Below are 16,215 nucleotides of genomic sequence, written 5' to 3'. Positions count from 1 at the left end.
CTGGTCATCCATCAGGCGGGCCATGTTGGTAGCTGAAGTTTGGCCGAATGAACTGAGCAGATAGTCTGTATATAAATCAAGGTTCGTTTGCATTACCAAAGATAATTTGTCCACTTAACCACTTTGCGTAACTTCAGATAATAAATAAGCAGACGAATCATCCACCAGGCTGCATACCCCTGAAGCGTATCGATCAGAAACGTAACCGGGAGCCGCCAGCCTGACGGTATGTGGCTATAAGTCAGGTAGTAATTGATCGTGTTGATGCAGGGAATCAACAACAGAAACAGCCTTCGATCACGGAATGAGCTCATCATGAATCAATTTTAAGCAATGATACGGTTCGGTTGAAAAACTCCTGTTCATTCGGTAAGCTAAACAGAGTCTCGCCTTAACGTCTTTTTCGATTACGGCTGATTCTAAATACAGTTGCCTAATCCTCACGTAGTAGACGAAGTCAGGCAATACAGACTTGCTTACGATGGAGCGGTTACGGACTGGCCTCTCATGGATGCCTACTAAGGCTAAGCAGGCCGGTGACGAACAGACCTACCTGCGTTTATTTTGCAGAACTACAATTCGGCAATAGGGAGACGTTCAATTCTTGTTTTCATTAACTGAATAGCCTCCTGATACGTTTCAATGCCGTGCCCGACATTCGGCAAGGTGCTAAATTCCCGTAACGAGGGCAATTCACGCTGCGCATTCACTATTGATTTTTCAAATGGAAACAATAAATCATGCTCGCCTACAAGTAAGAATACAGTCGTGTCAATGGTTTCCAACTCGCCCTTCATGTAATACGGCTTTTGCGTATGATCGTTGTACTGCGTTAAGGCAAACAGCTCGTAGTCAATTAAAAGCTCTTTATAATTTACCGGTAAGTCGTGATTTGGTTTCCGTAAGATGGCCTTATCTAAAAATTTCAGGACATTCTTTCTACTTGGAAATAGGATTGGCAACAGGTTATAGTAAAGGTTTTTCGCCGACAACGAAAACGGCTGTAAACAACCCGGATTCAATAGAAAAGCGGCTTTTACTCATAACGGGGCTACCATACACAGTTTCATGCAAACCAGCCCTCCAAATGAAGCACCGGCAACGTAGGCTTTTTCTACCGTTAACTGGTCAAGAACATCTACCGCCCAGTCGCCATAGCTTAGTGAACGAATGTCGGGCGTATTGCTATCGCTCAGGTTAGGCAGGCCATTGGTTTCAACCAGAAACAACCGGTATTTTTCTTGAAGTGCAGCAGGTCCGTTGTCAAAATCCCAAAATAAACTACTGGTTCGTGCACCCGGAAAAATCACAATCGTCTCCGCCGTGGCCGCACTGTTATTTAATCCCCATACCCACGTTTTACCTAAGAAGGTCTCTAGCTCGATCCGCTCGTACTGCTTTCCATTTAGGCTCTCCAATTGAGAAACCCATTGCTGAAACCACTTGACTGCTTTCTGCTGATCCCTAAAGCCGGATTTTTTCTTCAGTTGCATAGTCAATTCATTTTTCATTGTCAGGTACCGGGCAGGGTACCCCTTGCTTATCAAAAGTTTCTGGTCGAGTGGTTGCAATCCGGTAATTGGATCGTACGGAATCAGCTACGGACTGTTATTAGGTCCGTGTTGTTGAGTGCGTATTCACAAAATCCGACATCCTACTACGCCAAAAGCCCCCGACGCAGACGGCGGAGGGCTTTTGGCAGCGGGGCGGCTGGCTTAGCGAGCACGCATCCGGTAGATGGTGCGGCCACGGGTGCCGACCAGAGGACCACCCACTTCAATGATGCGAGGCCGGGGCGGGCGGTTGATTTTTAAGAGATCCGTCTTCATTTTATTTGTGTTGTTTTTGGTTGATGGCTCAAAGGTGGCGGGTTCGTTTTAATCCACCCATTCCTTCTTGACGAGTCGTTTACTCAGGTAGTCGAACTAACCGAAATCACGCCTGAACCGTTTTATTACCTCCAACGATCGGAAGCCGGTAGCTCTAACCCAGCTCCAGCATCGACGGAGTGATTGCATCATAGCAGGCTTTCCAGGCCCGCTTTACATCGTCGTTCCAGTCATTGCCCAGACCCCGCTCCAGCGTCCACAAAAGGGCCTCTTTAACGGGTCCATAATGCTCGGGTTTTACGCCGTCCCCTACGTGGCTTTGGGTTAGCTGACCCATTTCCTGCGCAACTGTATCGGGCTGGTCAAGGCGGGCGACAATAATGCTGAGCATGTCCACAAACTTTTGGTACTGTCTTTCCATGGGGCCTTTAAACATCGACCGCAGCGATGGGTACTTGATAAATAATTGCCCGTAAAAAACATCACCCAGAATGGCCGGGTCTATCTCCCGCAGGAATATCCAGGTCTGTTTGACGAGTTGAATTTGTTGCTTGGTCATCGGAACAGGTACCATAAGCTGTATAACGCTGGCAGGCAGATAAAGGAACAGGGAACGGGTTATGAAACCTATTTTCCCACATGAGCCGTACTTTTTAAGGTGTCAATCGTTTTCCCACCAGTCAGATTGATAAACGCCAGTTTAACCTACGCTAACTGAAGCGAGCTACCGGCAAGGCCCGGAAACTCATCAAACCTATAGGCGAGACTACGACCAATATGTATAGACGGATAGGCTCAGCGCGCCACCGCGTTTGACTCGACGTTGACGGTTTTGCCCAATCTAAAGAACCTAAAAGCCAGGTAGCGACTGATCTCGGTTCAGGGCAGCTAAGGACTGTGACAGTCAAGGATGAACCATCTTCGAGGTCGTTGACGGACCATTCAGCGAGGATTGTTTTTCGTTAGCCATAAGCGTGTGGTTGCTGCGAATGTCTTCGGCACCGGTTTTTAGATTCGGGATACCCCCGGTACATCATCCAGCCGATTGTACACCGGCAGGCCGCGTTCGGTAGCCAGCCGAACGTCTTCGTCGGCCCCCTTAGACTCGCCGGGGAGCCGTAGTATGGCATCGCACCGGTCCAGCAGATGGTGCGCGACAGGATACAAAATTTCCTGCCACGCTGCGTCGCCGGGTGTTTTGCCACCCGCCAGGTGCCAGAGCGGGAGGGCGACCCATTCGCCGATCATGGGCAGGTGGCCCGCCCGAAACAGGGATAAAGTTACGGCTTCGAGCCGATGGAGGTTTTTGGCCATCAGAGCCGGGTCGTCGTTAGTGCCGGAGCGATAGGGCCCGGCTACCAAAATCATCATGGTATCTATGCGTTAACGGGTGAGTGAATTGCTTAGTTTTTTGTCATTATTGGTCCTTCTTATCGCCGTAAAACAGGTTAGAGCGGGTGGCAGCCGGTATCAGTTTGTTTTGCCGGTAACTCAGCAGCAGCAGAACAACCGTGGCTGCCAAACAAAACAGTGTTGCCTGGATGGACCCCTCCGGTCCGAATTTTCCACCGGTAAGCCAGTCGGCCCCGTCAATCTTTGTCGTTAATAAAGCCTTGCCCACTGCATTTCCCGACACACTTGCCCCGAAAATTCCGGTTTCAGTGAAGTTCCAGGCAAAGTGAATAGCAATAGGGAACCATAAACTTCGGGAGTAGATGTAGGCAGAACCCAGCAGGAGCCCGGCTTGTATGGCAAGCCCCAGCGCAGCAATCAGGGAGCTATTCGGATTGGCCAGATGCATAGCACCGAATATTAATGCCGAAAGGAGCAGAGCCACGTAACTCCCCCATCTTTTCTCCAGAAGGCGGAATATGATTCCGCGAACGATAATTTCTTCAAAAACGGCCGCGACAAAAGCGCCCGCCAGGGAGGGAATTGCGAATAGAAGAGAATTAACGGCAATGACCCGAAAGCCTCCGGCCAGGTAGATTACCCCAATCGTCAGGGATTGCAAAACCACTCCTAACGCAACTCCGGCAATTAACCACCCGCTCATTCCGGTTAACGACAGTTCGGAGATGGCTCTTTTTTCGTAAAACCTGAACCATAGTACGTAGCTGCCAACGATTAACAGGGCGGCAACAATACCGTTGATCAGAGTTTTAGCGTCTTTGTCAAGAGCCGTTAACTTGAGCAGTTGGATAACGCTTACCTGTCCAATGGCTACGATTCCACAGCAAATGATAATGCCAAGCAGAATTTGTGACAGGGGAAAGTGCAGGATTCGGTAGCTACGGTCTTTAATTTCCATGGTATAGTTTTTTACGTGTAATGGTAGTGGCCTACTTGGTAGAGCAGGTAAACCGGTCAGGTATCATCATGGAAGTGGCTGGTTTTGAAAGGAATAGGCCGGTAAAATGTTGAACTGGCGATTTGTGTTTCTCTGTATTGTTTGACAGGCCAAAGGTGGGGGCGGCAAGGCCGACCGGCAAAAATTTCAGTGCGAGTGGAGCATTCCGACCAATAAGTCGTAGGTAGTTGACTATGAAGTGTTTTTAGTACGGTTAGAAACCATTCCGTTCGCAACCATTTGATAGACAATACATCCAGAAAGTCCCCCGGCGCGAACGACGGAGGGACTTTCTGGGCGCGCGTGGATAACGTACCTCAACTATCGCTTGAGCACCTTTACCGTCCGCATCTGGATGGGCGTACTCACTCGTAGCAGGTACAGCCCCGCCGACTGATGGCCGATCTCAAACGTGTGTTGCTCAACGGAGTCCGCCTGTGACACCTGATACGAACCAACGACCTGCCCCCGTAGATCGGTCAGGCATAGCTGCACCGGCTGACCACCCGCGCCCCGCACCTCGACCGATAGCGCTCCGTTCTCCACCGGATTGCCCAGTAGTCGTACGTCCAGCAAGCGCTCCACTGAGGTACTGGTCCCAATTCGGGCCCCCATGCTGCCACTACAGGCTGATGACCAGTTGTAGGAGAAGGAGGCTTCGCCCACCGTACCGCTCTGTACGGCTTTGAGCGTGATGGTGGGGTTGTCGGTGTATATATTCAGGGTGTATGGCCCCGGATTGGTGGTGGGCAGCATTTCGTTGGCCACCGAGAAGCTGATGGGTTGGCCGGTAGTGCCCGTATACTGGGGGGTAAAGACCAACTGACGCTGGGTAGCCGATATCGCCTGACAACTCACCAACGTTACGCCCGTGATGGCAAACGCTCCCGGATTGCTCCCGGCCGGATTTATGGTCAGGGTATAAGTGGCACTGGCACTCAACCCACCCGGATCAGTAGCCGTCACGGTAATCATATAAATACCCGCAGTGGTGGGTGGACCGCTGATATTGCCTCCGCCGATGACGAGCATACCGGGGGGTAAACCCATGATACTGTACGTCAGGGGCAGGCCTTCGGGGTCGGTGAAGGGCGGAATAGTTTGTGAGTAGACCTGACCGACCGTGACGCTGGCATCGGGAATGACCGGCGCAACGGGCGGCTGATTACCGGGCGGGGGATTGTTTCCCGAACAGGCGGCTAACCAGCCATAGACAAATGAAGCCTCGCCCGCCGTGCCGTTCTGGGTGGCTTTCAGGGTAATGCTGGGATTGTCGATATACATGCTCAGCGTATATGGTCCTGCATTCAGAGTGGGCAGCATCTCATTGAGCACCGAGAAACTGATGGGTTGCCCATTCAATCCAGCGTACTGCGGACTGAAAACAAGCTGACGCTGGGTAGGCGAGATGAGGTTACAGCTTATCAGCGTGACGCCAGTGATGGCGAAGGTGCCTGGATCAACCGGTGGTGGCCCCCCGGCTGGGTTGATAGTGATCGTATATGTAGCGTTGGTGCTTAGATTGCCCGGATCGGTAGCCGTCACCGTGACGGTTGAGACGTCCTGGGTGGTGGGCGTACCGCTGACGGTGGACGGGGCGGTAAAGTTCAGACCAGCCGGTAAACCCGCCACACTGTAAGTAAGTATCAGACCTTCGGGGTCGGTGAAAGGCGGAAGGGTTTGGGAAAACGCCTGCCCTACCGTGCCGCTTTGATTTGCAATGACCGGTGCCACGGGTGGCTGATTGGCGGGCGGCACCGCCCCGTCATCGGGTGAGGTAGTAAACGTGGCGTCAACGCCAACGGCGACGAACAGGCCGTTGCCATGAGTCACGCCATACAGTCCGCTGGAGACATTGGACACACGGGACGTCCAGACGAGACCGTCGGGTGAAGTAAAAATTGCACTACCCTGCACCACCGCCACAAACTGGCCGTTTCCAAACGTAATATCATAAACAATAGCCGGTAACGATGAAGCAGCCGCCCAGGTGATGCCATCCACAGATCGAGTTATCAGACCACTAACGCCTACTGCTGTATACACGCCGTTTCCATAGGCTACGCTGGTCAGTACAGTGGCAGTACCCGAGGTGCGGGAGGTCCAGACCGCCCCGTCTGGTGAGGTGCCGATGGCTCCGTTAAAACCGACCGCCACGAACTGCCCGTTGGCATAGGTGATGCCATAGTAAGAGACAGTCGGGCCGCTGGAACTTACCGTCCAGGCAATCCCGTCAGTTGACCGGACAACAAGTCCGTTGGTGCCGATGGCCACAAACCGCCCCCCACCGTAAGCAATACCATTGAGCGATTGCCCCAGGTTAGAATACCGCATGTGCCACGATTTGCCATCTACAGACGTTTTGACAAGTGCTTCTCCACCAACGGCGGCAAACAACCCGTTTCCAAAGGCAACGTCATTGAAGCTGTCTCCGGCACCGTTGACAGGATGCGTAATACCGAATTCATAATTTATGCCATCATCCGACGTAACGGCAACGTTGGCCGTGGCCGGGGGATTAGCCGGGTCTTTCAGATAACTACCTACCGCAACGTAATGGCCGTTGCCGTAAGCTGCCCCCTTAAAGTTAATGCCGGAAACAATCGTCAGCGGCTTCCAGGTAATCCCGTCCGTTGAGGAGCGTATTGTTCCGTAATCGCCTACGGTGATATACTGACCATTAAGGTAGCGAACCGCCTTCAGTTGGGCGTATGTACCAGAAGGGTGCGCGGTCCAGGTCAGGCCGTCCAGCGAGGTAAGCAGCCGGGTACCCGTCGTGGCAACGGCTACAAACTGGCCCGTTGTTGAGTTGTAAGCCACACTAGTCAAGAAGGTGGACGGCCCAGCCACGATTTGTGGTGTCCACGTCACGCCATCGGGAGACGTAACAAGCGTACTGTTCGTACCAACGGCGACAAAGTTTCCGTTACCACCTGCCGTAATGCCATACAGGCCAGCGGTTGTACCCGAGGCCCTAGTTGTCCAGGTTACGCCATTGGGTGAGGTTTGAATAACACCCTGACTGCCTACGACCGCAAACTGACCGCCCCCGTAGGTTACATCCTGAAATTGAAGTGTAACGTTTCCTGCTTGGTCTGCCGTGCGGGCTGTCCAGGTGATGCCATCAGGTGAAGTGAGGATAACACCACCAAAGCCGACCGCTACAAACTGACCGCCCCCGTAGGTAATGCCCTGTAAGACCGTGCTTGTGCCGGACACTTGAGTAGTCCAGGTCAGGCCGTCCGTCGAGGTGAGCGTACGGCCGTTGTTGCCTACCGCTACAAATTTGCCCGTAGCGTATATAATGGCGGATAAGCCATTGGCTGAATTTGTACCGGCCACCTGATTAGTCCAGGTGATGCCATCGGTTGAAATTCGGATCAATCCATCATCGCCACCAACGGCCACGTAGGTGCCAGCCCCGTAGGCCACGTCGGACAATTGCTTATCGCCCGTTTGGGGCCGGGCTGTCCAGGTGGTCTGGGCACTGGCACCCGTCATTGTCAGTAACAACAGGCCGCTGAAGAGCAACCGGCGCACCCAGCCCGGTGTGCCGGGTTGGCTCGAAGCCGTATCCTGCCGCTTCTGGTATTCAATCCACTGAGTGCCGAAAATGGCACTCAACAGTCCCAGCGAGGCACCCATCAGTTTGTCGGTGGGCCAGTGCCCGATACCTGTTTCGGGCCGGGTGTAGATAATAAGGGCCAGCAGGCCACAAAGTACAGTAGCAGTTCTACATAGATTTCGCTTGTTCATGTGCAGGAGCGGTTGATTGTTAAGTTGTGATTGGTAGTGACGAGTTGGCAATGACTGAGCTAGCCGGAACGTTTACGAGCATAAAATTGGCTTGGTCAGGCCCTGCCTGGCAAAAAATTCAGGTTGAGTGGTACGAATTGGGTCACTGAGTTGCGAGTGGGCGGTAACGAATCGTTTTAGAAGTAACTCCCGACTAAAAGCTCGTAACGATCTACTGGATAGCCTCGTAAAAAAGCCCCCGGCGCAGAACGACGGGGGTAAATGCAGTGGGTAATACGCCCCAGGTTTCTGTGGCGGGCCGTTCAGAAGGGCAGTCCCATATTGGCTGTCACGTACTCATACGACTTGGTATCGACCAGGGCGGCACCAATTAGTTTGTATTGTTTTCGTTGGGTCACGTAGCCATCCGCGTCCAGCTGGTAGGCGTAGTAGTCGCCATCGAGTGAAGCCTGCCGGGTTACGAGCGTAACCAGATGCTTACCCGGCTTGCCAAAAATCCGCAGGTAGGCGTCGTGTTCATTCACGCCTATCACGTTCAGCGGATACTTATCGCTCATGATCGGGTCGCCCGATGCCGGACTGTAGTTGAATGTTGTTTCAAAACTACTCGATATCCCCGTCGTTTCCGTCGCCGAGATCATGTCGCCGTCAGCGTTATAAGAGTACCCGAATCCACCAACACAACTGTTTTTATTCTGGTAATGCCACAGCTGACCCTTCTCATTGTAGGCAAATACCCACTGCCTCAAGTAATGGAGCGGGACGTTGTTGTTAACAACCGTAATCGCTTCGGCAGATTCGGTGCAGCGGCCGCTGGCATCCAGCGTAAACGTTTCATCACGCAGGATGGTCTTTCCCTGATGAGTAAACGCTCTGATCGTACCGGGGCCGTAGGTGTAATCGGTCTGAATAGCCAGACTGCCTCGGACGGGGGTCATCACGTTCAGGAGTTGGCCATTATCGTTGTACGATAGGGTAGCATTGCCGTGTTTGGTGAGTTTGTGCACTTGAGGAAAGTTTGGCGAGATGACCTCGTCCCCGGCTCCCGATCGGGCACTGCCCACCGGGTTTGGATTGAGTGAATTGTCTTTCTCGCAGGAAGTCAACCCTAAAGACAGGGCCAGGCCAAGGCCGGTAATGGTTTTTTGCAACAAGGTATTCATGGGTACTGTATTCGTTTTTTGGTTTAAATTGACTTGATTAAACAGTCGTATAGTGTCGATTTCTGGGCTGCCTGGACTAACTCCGGGCATCAGCGGGTTTAGTTACCTACCGTCAGAAACCGTTCCTGGGTGGCCGGGGCAGGAGCCGAAGTCTGCAATTGAATCGACTTAACGATGACGTCTTTCCCCTGTTTGATGCGTAGTGTGTACAGGCCGTCTTTCAGTTGGTTCATGTCAAAAACCTGACTGAACCGGTCACCCTTTTTGGGTAAGTGGTCGTGATAGAGCTCGTCGCCCGTTGGTCCTATCAATTGTACGAAGACGAGCGCATTCGGTTGTTTTTCAACGGTCAGGCAGATTTTATTGACTTGCTTCGTTGGGTAAACGCCGACGACGAGCGCAGCGGGCGTTTCCGTGGTTTGGGCGAAGGCCGTCGAGCCCGTCAGTATTAATACGCCTGCAATCAGGACTTTGGTGAATGCGTTGTGTAACATGATTTTGATGGTGTTAAAAATGTTGTTTACTGATCGTTTTTTTGCCTACTCGTTTTCAGGTTTTCGGCGTTCCCTGCTGTATTGTGCTGTAAAGGTGGGGGCTGTGCGGGGGGGCATCAAAAGTTTCGCCCCCAGTGGCGGTAATCCGTGCGTTGAATCGTAGTCGAATGGTGATGAGCCGTTTACAGGATTAGGTTCCCCGAATAACGGGGCAACAAAAAAGCCCCCGCACAAACGGCGAAGGGCTTCAGCTAACCGAATTGACTCAGTCGGCCTTTATTCTTCCTGTAGCATAGCGTGGGTGAGCGCATCATAACAGGTAATCCAGGCCTGTTGCACATCGGCGTTCCAGTCGGCCCCCAGTCCCTGTTGCAGGGTCCAGAGCAGGGCATCTTTAACATCCTCGTAGTGGTGAGGCTGCACGCCATACCCGGCGTGGCTCCGGGTCATGGCACTAAGCTCCTGCGCTATGGAATCAGGCCGATCTATGCGCGCCACAATGATGCTCAGCATGTCGATGAACTTCTGGTACTGGCTCGCCATGGGTCCTTTAAACATGGGACGCAGCATCGGGTATTTAAAAAATAATCGTCCGTAAAAAACATCACCCAGCACCGCCGGGTCAACCTCGCGGAGCAGTTTCCAGGTCTGCTTCACGAGTTGGATTTGTTGGTTCGTCATCATAAAAACGCGCGGTAGGCTTCATTACCCCATAAATGACCGAATAAAGGCCCCGGCTACCAACTTTTATACCATGAGTCGTCAGTATTGAGCACTCAATCGTACGAAAGTAAGCATCATTCGGTGTCCGACCGCACGCCAAACGGTTCGTTTCTACTTTTGCGTCACTGAAACCGGGATCACGACGGTTCATGGCCGGAAACTTGCGATTGCTGTCTGAAACTAAGAGTTTTAGCGTAAATTCTCCGATCAACCCAATCTGCCATGAATGCGCTTATTATTGAAGACGAAAAATTAGTGGCCCTTGAACTGACGGCCAGTCTGGCGGAGGTCGATCCGGGCATCAAGATTGTCGGTACAGTCAGCAGCGTGAAAACGGCCCTGCGGTGGTTTGCAGAAAACGCCGAGCCGGACGTAATTTTTGCCGACATTCAGCTTTCCGACGGTATCAGCTTTACCATCTTCGAGAAGTTTTCCATATCGTGTCCCGTCATTTTCACCACGGCCTACAACGAACACGCCATCCGGGCCTTTAAAGTAAATGGTATCGACTACCTGCTAAAACCCGTTGACCACGACGAACTTCGGCAGGCCGTTGCCAAAGCCCGCGCACTAGCCAAAAACCAAAGCAAACTGGTTGTCGATGTACAGAAACTGATGGACGCCCTGAGCACCCCGGCCTCGCTCAAGTCAGTCTACAAAGAGCACTTTTTGGGTAACGCCCGCAATAGCTGGGTGCCGGTGAAGATAGCGGATGTGGCCTATATCATGCGCGACGAACTGAACTTTATGGTCACCAACAGTAGCGAGCGGTACATTCTGGACTACGATACGCTGGACGAGATTGAGACGATGCTTAACCCCAACCAGTTTTATCGCGCCAGCCGTCACTGTTTAGTGAACATCAACGCCGTGCAGAGCGTAAAGGGGCTGGCCAACCTGAAGCTGCAACTCGTGCTGAAAGCACCCAATCATCAGGTTAGTATCGACATTAGTCGTGACAAAGCCCCTTCGTTCAAAAAATGGCTGGAGAAATGAGCACTTACTTTTCCACCCATAGCCTTTGGCTAATTGGATGGCTGGTTAGTATGGCTGGGCCTGTTGCGGCCCAGGAACGACCATTACGGGTTGAATTCGGGCATATTCGGGAACAGGAAGGACAACCGTCGGGCAGAGTCAACTGCCTGCTGCACGATAAAGAGGGTTTTTTGTGGGTCGGCACCAACAACGGACTGAATCGTTACGATGGCACCCATTTTGTGCCGTTCCGGCACCAGCGCAACAACCCGCACTCGCTACTCAACAACCAGGTATATGCCCTCTGCGAAGACAAGCGGGGCCGTATCTGGGCGGCTTTTGAGAACGGAGTTAGTTACTTTGATAAGACGACGGGTCGGTTTGAACACATCACCACTGTTGGTAACAAACCCCTTGGCATCTGCAAAAACGTCCGTTGCGACCGGGCGGGGAATATCTGGTTCACCAGCCGCAACCGGGGCTTGTTCGGCTATACGACCAAAACCGGGTTGGTGCAGTACTACCCTGCCTACCCAACCGACAGTACCGGCGGCATCCGCACCCTGCCCAATGGGTTGGTAGAGGACCCGGACCAGCCGGGCTTCTGGATGGCCGAAGTGCATGGCCTGCGGTACTTCGACACGGTCAAAAAACAGTTTACTACCTACCGCAACACGTCCCGGCCTAATCCGGTGCTGACTCCCAACGATGTGTCGGCCCTGGCAATAGATGGGCATAACCTGTTGATTGCCGACCATACCGACCGCAGCATTATTATTTATGACCTGCGCAAACAGCAAATCCTGAAGCGCATCAAACCCGATACCCCACAGGATCGGACCGACTTTTTTGGGGCTACTATTTTCGTAGACCGGCGGCATAACCTGTGGGTAGGTACGTGGGCGGGAAAATCGTTTTACATCGACACCCAAACAGACAGGGTTACGGCATTAGGACACGCCAAATACGACCCAACTTCGTTAGGGTCCGATTTTATCTGGGCGGGCTGGCAACAACCCGACGGAACTATCTGGCTGGGTACAAGCAATGGTCTTGCTTACACTAATCCGGAAAGAACCTTATACGATGTATATGACCTCGAAGCGTTATTCCCGGCCCTGACCGATGAACGGGGTATTATTTCCTTCGTGGAAGATCCAGACGGGTCGTGGTGGCTGGGCACGTCCATTCGGGGGTTGCTGCACTACGTACCGGCTACCAACCGGCTCGGTGTGTATCGCCTGCCTAAACGAAATACCCAATACCCATGGGGGCTACCCATTTCGGGCCTCAACCAGTATGGAAACGAGTTGTTAGTCGGTTCAGACACCGCCGTTTATCGATTCAATAAGCGAACGCATCAGTTTCGGGCCATCGAATTACCCCCGGCGGCCCGGTCGCTAAATCTGCGAACCTTTCGGCTCGTTGGCAACCAGTATTGGGTATTCGGCGATGGCAAACAGGCGTTTGCCTACGATGTGACCCGGCAGCAGTGGCAAACCTACCCAATCCGGTCGGCCAGTGCTGACCCTGAGTTTCTGGTGCGCCAGACGCTGGTTGACCGGCGGGGCAACTTATGGATAGATATCTACCCCGAAGGCTTCGCCCGGTTTTCTCCCCAGCGAAACGAATTTATCGTGACCGACACCCGCCAGGCCGATTACGAAATTACGCTGAACTCCCTGACCGAAGACCGGGACGGTTCCTTTTTGATGGCAACCGATCTGGATGGTCTGGTAACGTACGACCCGGTACGCCATCGGGATACAGTCCGGGCCGAAAACGAAGCCATGATCCTAAGCCAATGCACAGCCGCCCGGCCCGACCGCTTCGGCAACACCTGGGTGGCTAACCTGAATCTGTTTTCGGTGATCACAGCGGGCAAAAAACAGGTGCTCAACTTCAGCCTGCCCATCAATGCGAACTCGGCTACCTACAACACCTACCTGTTTCCCTTGCGAAACGGCCACCTTCTGTCGGCTCAGAAAGGTCATCTGGTTGAGTTCAAACCCGAGAACCTGCGCCCCGCCCACCGGCCGGAACCCGTGCTGCTGAACCGGCTCCGGCTGAATGACACCACCCTGCTGCTGCATGGCCAGGCGATCCCCATCCAACTAAAATCGGTCGATAACTCGTTTATGATTGAGTTCAGTACGCTGGCCGCTTCGGTAAGCCAACAGTATCGGTACAAACTCGATGGCTACGACGACGACTGGAACGAGTCCGGTACGCAGACCAACGCCGTTTATACCAAACTGCCCGGTGGGGAATACATTTTTCGGGTACTGGCCACGGCGGGCGAGAGCCAAAGCCGGGAAGCCACCCTGGCCATTCACGTCGACACCGCTTTCTATAATACCCGCTGGTTTCGGACCGCACTACTTTTTCTGTTACTGGGGCTTGTATACTGGTTTTACCGATACCGCACCCAGCAAACAGCCCGGTTGCATCATTTTCAGATTCAGACAACCCGGCTCGAACGCGACAAGGCTCAGATTCAGTACCAAAACCTGATCAATCACCTCAATCCGCATTTTCTCTTCAACAGCCTGACCTCGCTAAACAGCCTGATTACGACAAAACCGAAAGAAGCTTCGATGTTTCTGCGAAAGTTATCGGCGATTTACCGGTACATTCTCCAGAGTAAAGACAAAGAATTAGTTAGTCTTCAGGATGAGTTAACGTTTGCCCAGAACTACATCGACCTGCAAACCGCCCGATTCGGCGACGATCTGAGCATTGTTATCGACGTGGATGCTGCGTACCTGAACCATCGAATCGTGCCCGTCACGATCCAGAATTTGCTCGAGAACGCCATTAAACACAACATTATCGATGAAGAGTATCCCCTGAATATCCGGATTTATACGGAAGTGAACACCCTGCTGGTGATGAACACGCTGCAAAAAAAGGACTTTGTCGAGACATCGAACAAACAGGGTTTAGCCAGTCTGAAATCGCTGTATGGTTACCTGAGCGATCGTGAAATCGGCGTAACGCAAACGGCCACTCAGTTTATCGTAGCGGTGCCGCTGCTCTGAATGCAGCACCTGTCAGGTGAGCCGTCAACGGCTACCAGGTAAGGATAGTTGGCAGATCTGGTAATAAACCATCAGGCAGCATTCGCCATCGGTACGGATGAAGTTATACGTTCCCGCTAACTAAACAGTCGACGCAACCAGCCCGGCCGACCCGGATGGCCGGAAGCCGCATTCTGTTGCTTCTGATAGTGGAACCATTGAAAAGCAAAAAAGGCACTTAGTAACCCCAAGGCGGCTCCCATTGGCTTATCGTCCTGCCACTGCCAGGTAACCATATCTATTCGGGTACTGACGGTAATGGCAAACAGGGCACTGAGGATGGTTGCCAGTCGGCACAGGTTTCGCTTTTCCATAATCATCGTCGGGAAGGGACGATAACAAACGTACGGGGAAGCCAGATAAGGGGGTTAGCAGGCCTGTAACATTCTATAGCACGGTTGTAACGCGGACGGCAATAACCGGTTATTTTGGCCAGCACCCTATTTCAAACCCATTTTATAACGTCGCGTGGCTGACAGGTAATGGAAAAAGCAAGGACGAAAAATGGTAACAGACGCTACGCTTCAGCTACCGATCGCTAAGTATCATCAGGTATTTTCCGGCAGCGATGATACCTTACCAACACTATCGGCTCCTCTATGAAATTAATCATCCGCTCCCTGCTAATCAGCGTTAGTTTACTCGTCGGACTACCGCACGGGGTAGCAGCTCAGCAGAGCAAACGGGATAGCCTGGAAAACCTTCTCAGGCATACTGGTGCCGACACCAATCGGGTAATCCTGCTCAACAAAGCGGTTAGTTTGTACTTCAGCAATAATCCAAAAAAAACGAAGCAATACGCGGAGCAGGCCCTACAGCTTTCCCGTCAACTCAAGTATGGGCGCGGTCTGGGCCGCAGTTATCTCAGTGTGGGCGTTTATTACTGGTCGCAGGGCCAGTACAAGCAGGCCATCCAGTTCACAAATACGGCCCTGCCTTACTTTTATACCCTAAACGACCAGAGTGGCCTGGCTTCGGCGTATAGCACCATCGGCCTGAACCTACGTAGCCTAGGCGATTTTTCGCAGGCAACATCATACTACTTCAAAAGCCTGCGGGCAAGCGAAAAAGCGGGCGATCTGGCCTCCGTCGCCAAGACGTATAACAACATTGGCATCGTGTTCAAGTACCAGGAAAAATACAGGGTAATTGCATCAAAGGTTAAGTTGACTCAAGAGCGTTTTTAGATAAGCATCGTCACGGGCCGCTTTTTTGCGCTTGCGCTTGAGGCTCATCTTACTCGGTTCCCCTCGCAAGATGCCCAACGCTAATTTGCGAATCGTCGTCAAGTTGCGGGGAGCATGGTCTTTTCGCACTTGACAAGCATCTTCACCGAAAGTCATGTCCAACGGGGCCGCCCGCGCGGTGCCAATNTAACTCGTTTTCAATACTCCAGTGACGACGAATATAGCCCCCCATCTGTTTGGCACTTCGGNCTGATAGAGAGCTGATANAGAACCGCTTACTGTGTTNTTCCTTCCCCTTCAACCACCGACTTGAGTACACACACACTACGCTTTTGATCCCCACCCAGCCNCCAATTGCNTCAACTAAGTCCAGATTCTCGGTGACTAAAACCGTGCGCTTTTCGGCNCGACCATGACCCAGATCCCGACTTATATCAGCCGGTAAAGTAGACTCCAATCGAGTAAACAAATCCGCTACTTGTTCATATAAAAGGGGCTGATTAGTCTTCAACCCAATGATATAATCGGCTTTTTTATCCTCAACAATGAATTTAGTAATGTCTTTTTGGCAACCAATCGCATCAATACTGACCACTGCTCCCGTAATATCCAGCGGCTGGATGCATTCAGGAATCGCTTTGATCTCATTCGTTTTATT

15 protein-coding genes are annotated in these 16,215 nt (G+C 52.3%); 3 read left to right on the top strand and 12 right to left on the bottom strand.

The features are described 5' to 3' along the window. Positions 1–92: 92 nt before the first annotated feature. The 10 genes from B157_RS0104990 to B157_RS0104935 form a co-directional block, all read right to left on the bottom strand. Entirely contained in the window at positions 93–317 is a 225-nt protein-coding gene (locus tag B157_RS0104990; protein ID WP_020602279.1) for a hypothetical protein, read from the bottom strand. Positions 318–572: 255 nt separating this feature from the next. After that, complete coding sequence (locus B157_RS39625; RefSeq protein ID WP_245565027.1) at positions 573–962, bottom strand: hypothetical protein; 390 nt, start codon at positions 960–962, stop codon at positions 573–575. A gap of 78 nt (positions 963–1,040) precedes the next feature. Next, on the bottom strand, positions 1,041–1,511 hold the full coding sequence (locus B157_RS39620; RefSeq protein WP_245565026.1) for an alpha/beta fold hydrolase: 471 nt from the start codon (positions 1,509–1,511) through the stop codon (positions 1,041–1,043). A 472-nt stretch (positions 1,512–1,983) separates the two neighbouring features. Further along, the gene (locus B157_RS0104975; RefSeq protein ID WP_020602275.1) at positions 1,984–2,388 is read right to left on the bottom strand and encodes a globin domain-containing protein; all 405 of its coding nucleotides are present in this window, start codon (positions 2,386–2,388) and stop codon (positions 1,984–1,986) included. A gap of 449 nt (positions 2,389–2,837) precedes the next feature. Further along, positions 2,838–3,200 (bottom strand): hypothetical protein, encoded by a 363-nt coding sequence (locus B157_RS0104970; RefSeq protein ID WP_020602274.1) that lies wholly within the window; start codon positions 3,198–3,200, stop codon positions 2,838–2,840. A gap of 46 nt (positions 3,201–3,246) precedes the next feature. Next, positions 3,247–4,140 (bottom strand): CPBP family intramembrane glutamic endopeptidase, encoded by an 894-nt coding sequence (locus B157_RS0104965; RefSeq protein ID WP_020602273.1) that lies wholly within the window; start codon positions 4,138–4,140, stop codon positions 3,247–3,249. Between the two features lie 360 nt (positions 4,141–4,500). Further along, complete coding sequence (locus tag B157_RS39275) at positions 4,501–7,935, bottom strand: putative Ig domain-containing protein (protein WP_020602272.1); 3,435 nt, start codon at positions 7,933–7,935, stop codon at positions 4,501–4,503. A gap of 302 nt (positions 7,936–8,237) precedes the next feature. Beyond that, on the bottom strand, positions 8,238–9,098 hold the full coding sequence (locus tag B157_RS0104950) for a DUF4595 domain-containing protein (protein ID WP_020602271.1): 861 nt from the start codon (positions 9,096–9,098) through the stop codon (positions 8,238–8,240). A 98-nt stretch (positions 9,099–9,196) separates the two neighbouring features. Further along, entirely contained in the window at positions 9,197–9,592 is a 396-nt protein-coding gene (locus B157_RS0104945) for a hypothetical protein (protein WP_020602270.1), read from the bottom strand. 276 nt (positions 9,593–9,868) lie between these two features. Next, positions 9,869–10,276 carry a globin domain-containing protein gene (locus B157_RS0104935; RefSeq protein ID WP_020602268.1) on the bottom strand — a complete coding sequence of 136 codons (408 nt, stop codon included), beginning with the start codon at positions 10,274–10,276 and terminating at the stop codon, positions 9,869–9,871. Positions 10,277–10,537: 261 nt separating this feature from the next. Here B157_RS0104935 and B157_RS0104930 point away from each other — a divergent pair, with 261 nt between their 5' ends. Then, a complete protein-coding gene (locus tag B157_RS0104930; RefSeq protein WP_020602267.1) occupies positions 10,538–11,311 on the top strand; it encodes a LytR/AlgR family response regulator transcription factor in 774 nt (257 codons plus the stop codon). Further along, entirely contained in the window at positions 11,308–14,331 is a 3,024-nt protein-coding gene (locus tag B157_RS36690) for a ligand-binding sensor domain-containing protein (protein ID WP_169521667.1), read from the top strand. The genes B157_RS0104930 and B157_RS36690 overlap by 4 nt, the downstream gene beginning before the upstream one ends. A 116-nt stretch (positions 14,332–14,447) precedes the next feature. On the opposite strand, the gene B157_RS0104920 is transcribed toward B157_RS36690, so the two are convergent. Beyond that, positions 14,448–14,684 carry a hypothetical protein gene (locus B157_RS0104920; protein WP_157618310.1) on the bottom strand — a complete coding sequence of 79 codons (237 nt, stop codon included), beginning with the start codon at positions 14,682–14,684 and terminating at the stop codon, positions 14,448–14,450. Positions 14,685–14,969: 285 nt separating this feature from the next. Here B157_RS0104920 and B157_RS0104915 point away from each other — a divergent pair, with 285 nt between their 5' ends. After that, complete coding sequence (locus tag B157_RS0104915) at positions 14,970–15,557, top strand: tetratricopeptide repeat protein (protein WP_020602264.1); 588 nt, start codon at positions 14,970–14,972, stop codon at positions 15,555–15,557. Positions 15,558–15,699: 142 nt separating this feature from the next. Here B157_RS0104915 and B157_RS40390 read toward each other — a convergent pair. Continuing rightward, a partial coding sequence (locus tag B157_RS40390) for an ISAs1 family transposase (RefSeq protein ID WP_020602263.1) occupies positions 15,700–16,215 on the bottom strand: 516 nt, incomplete at its 5' end.

It is taken from the genome of Spirosoma spitsbergense DSM 19989, assembly GCF_000374085.1.
Taxonomy (GTDB): Bacteria; Bacteroidota; Bacteroidia; order Cytophagales; family Spirosomataceae; genus Spirosoma; species Spirosoma spitsbergense.
Note: the sequence above shows the minus strand (reverse complement) of the source record. Positions and strands in the feature narration are given on the sequence as shown.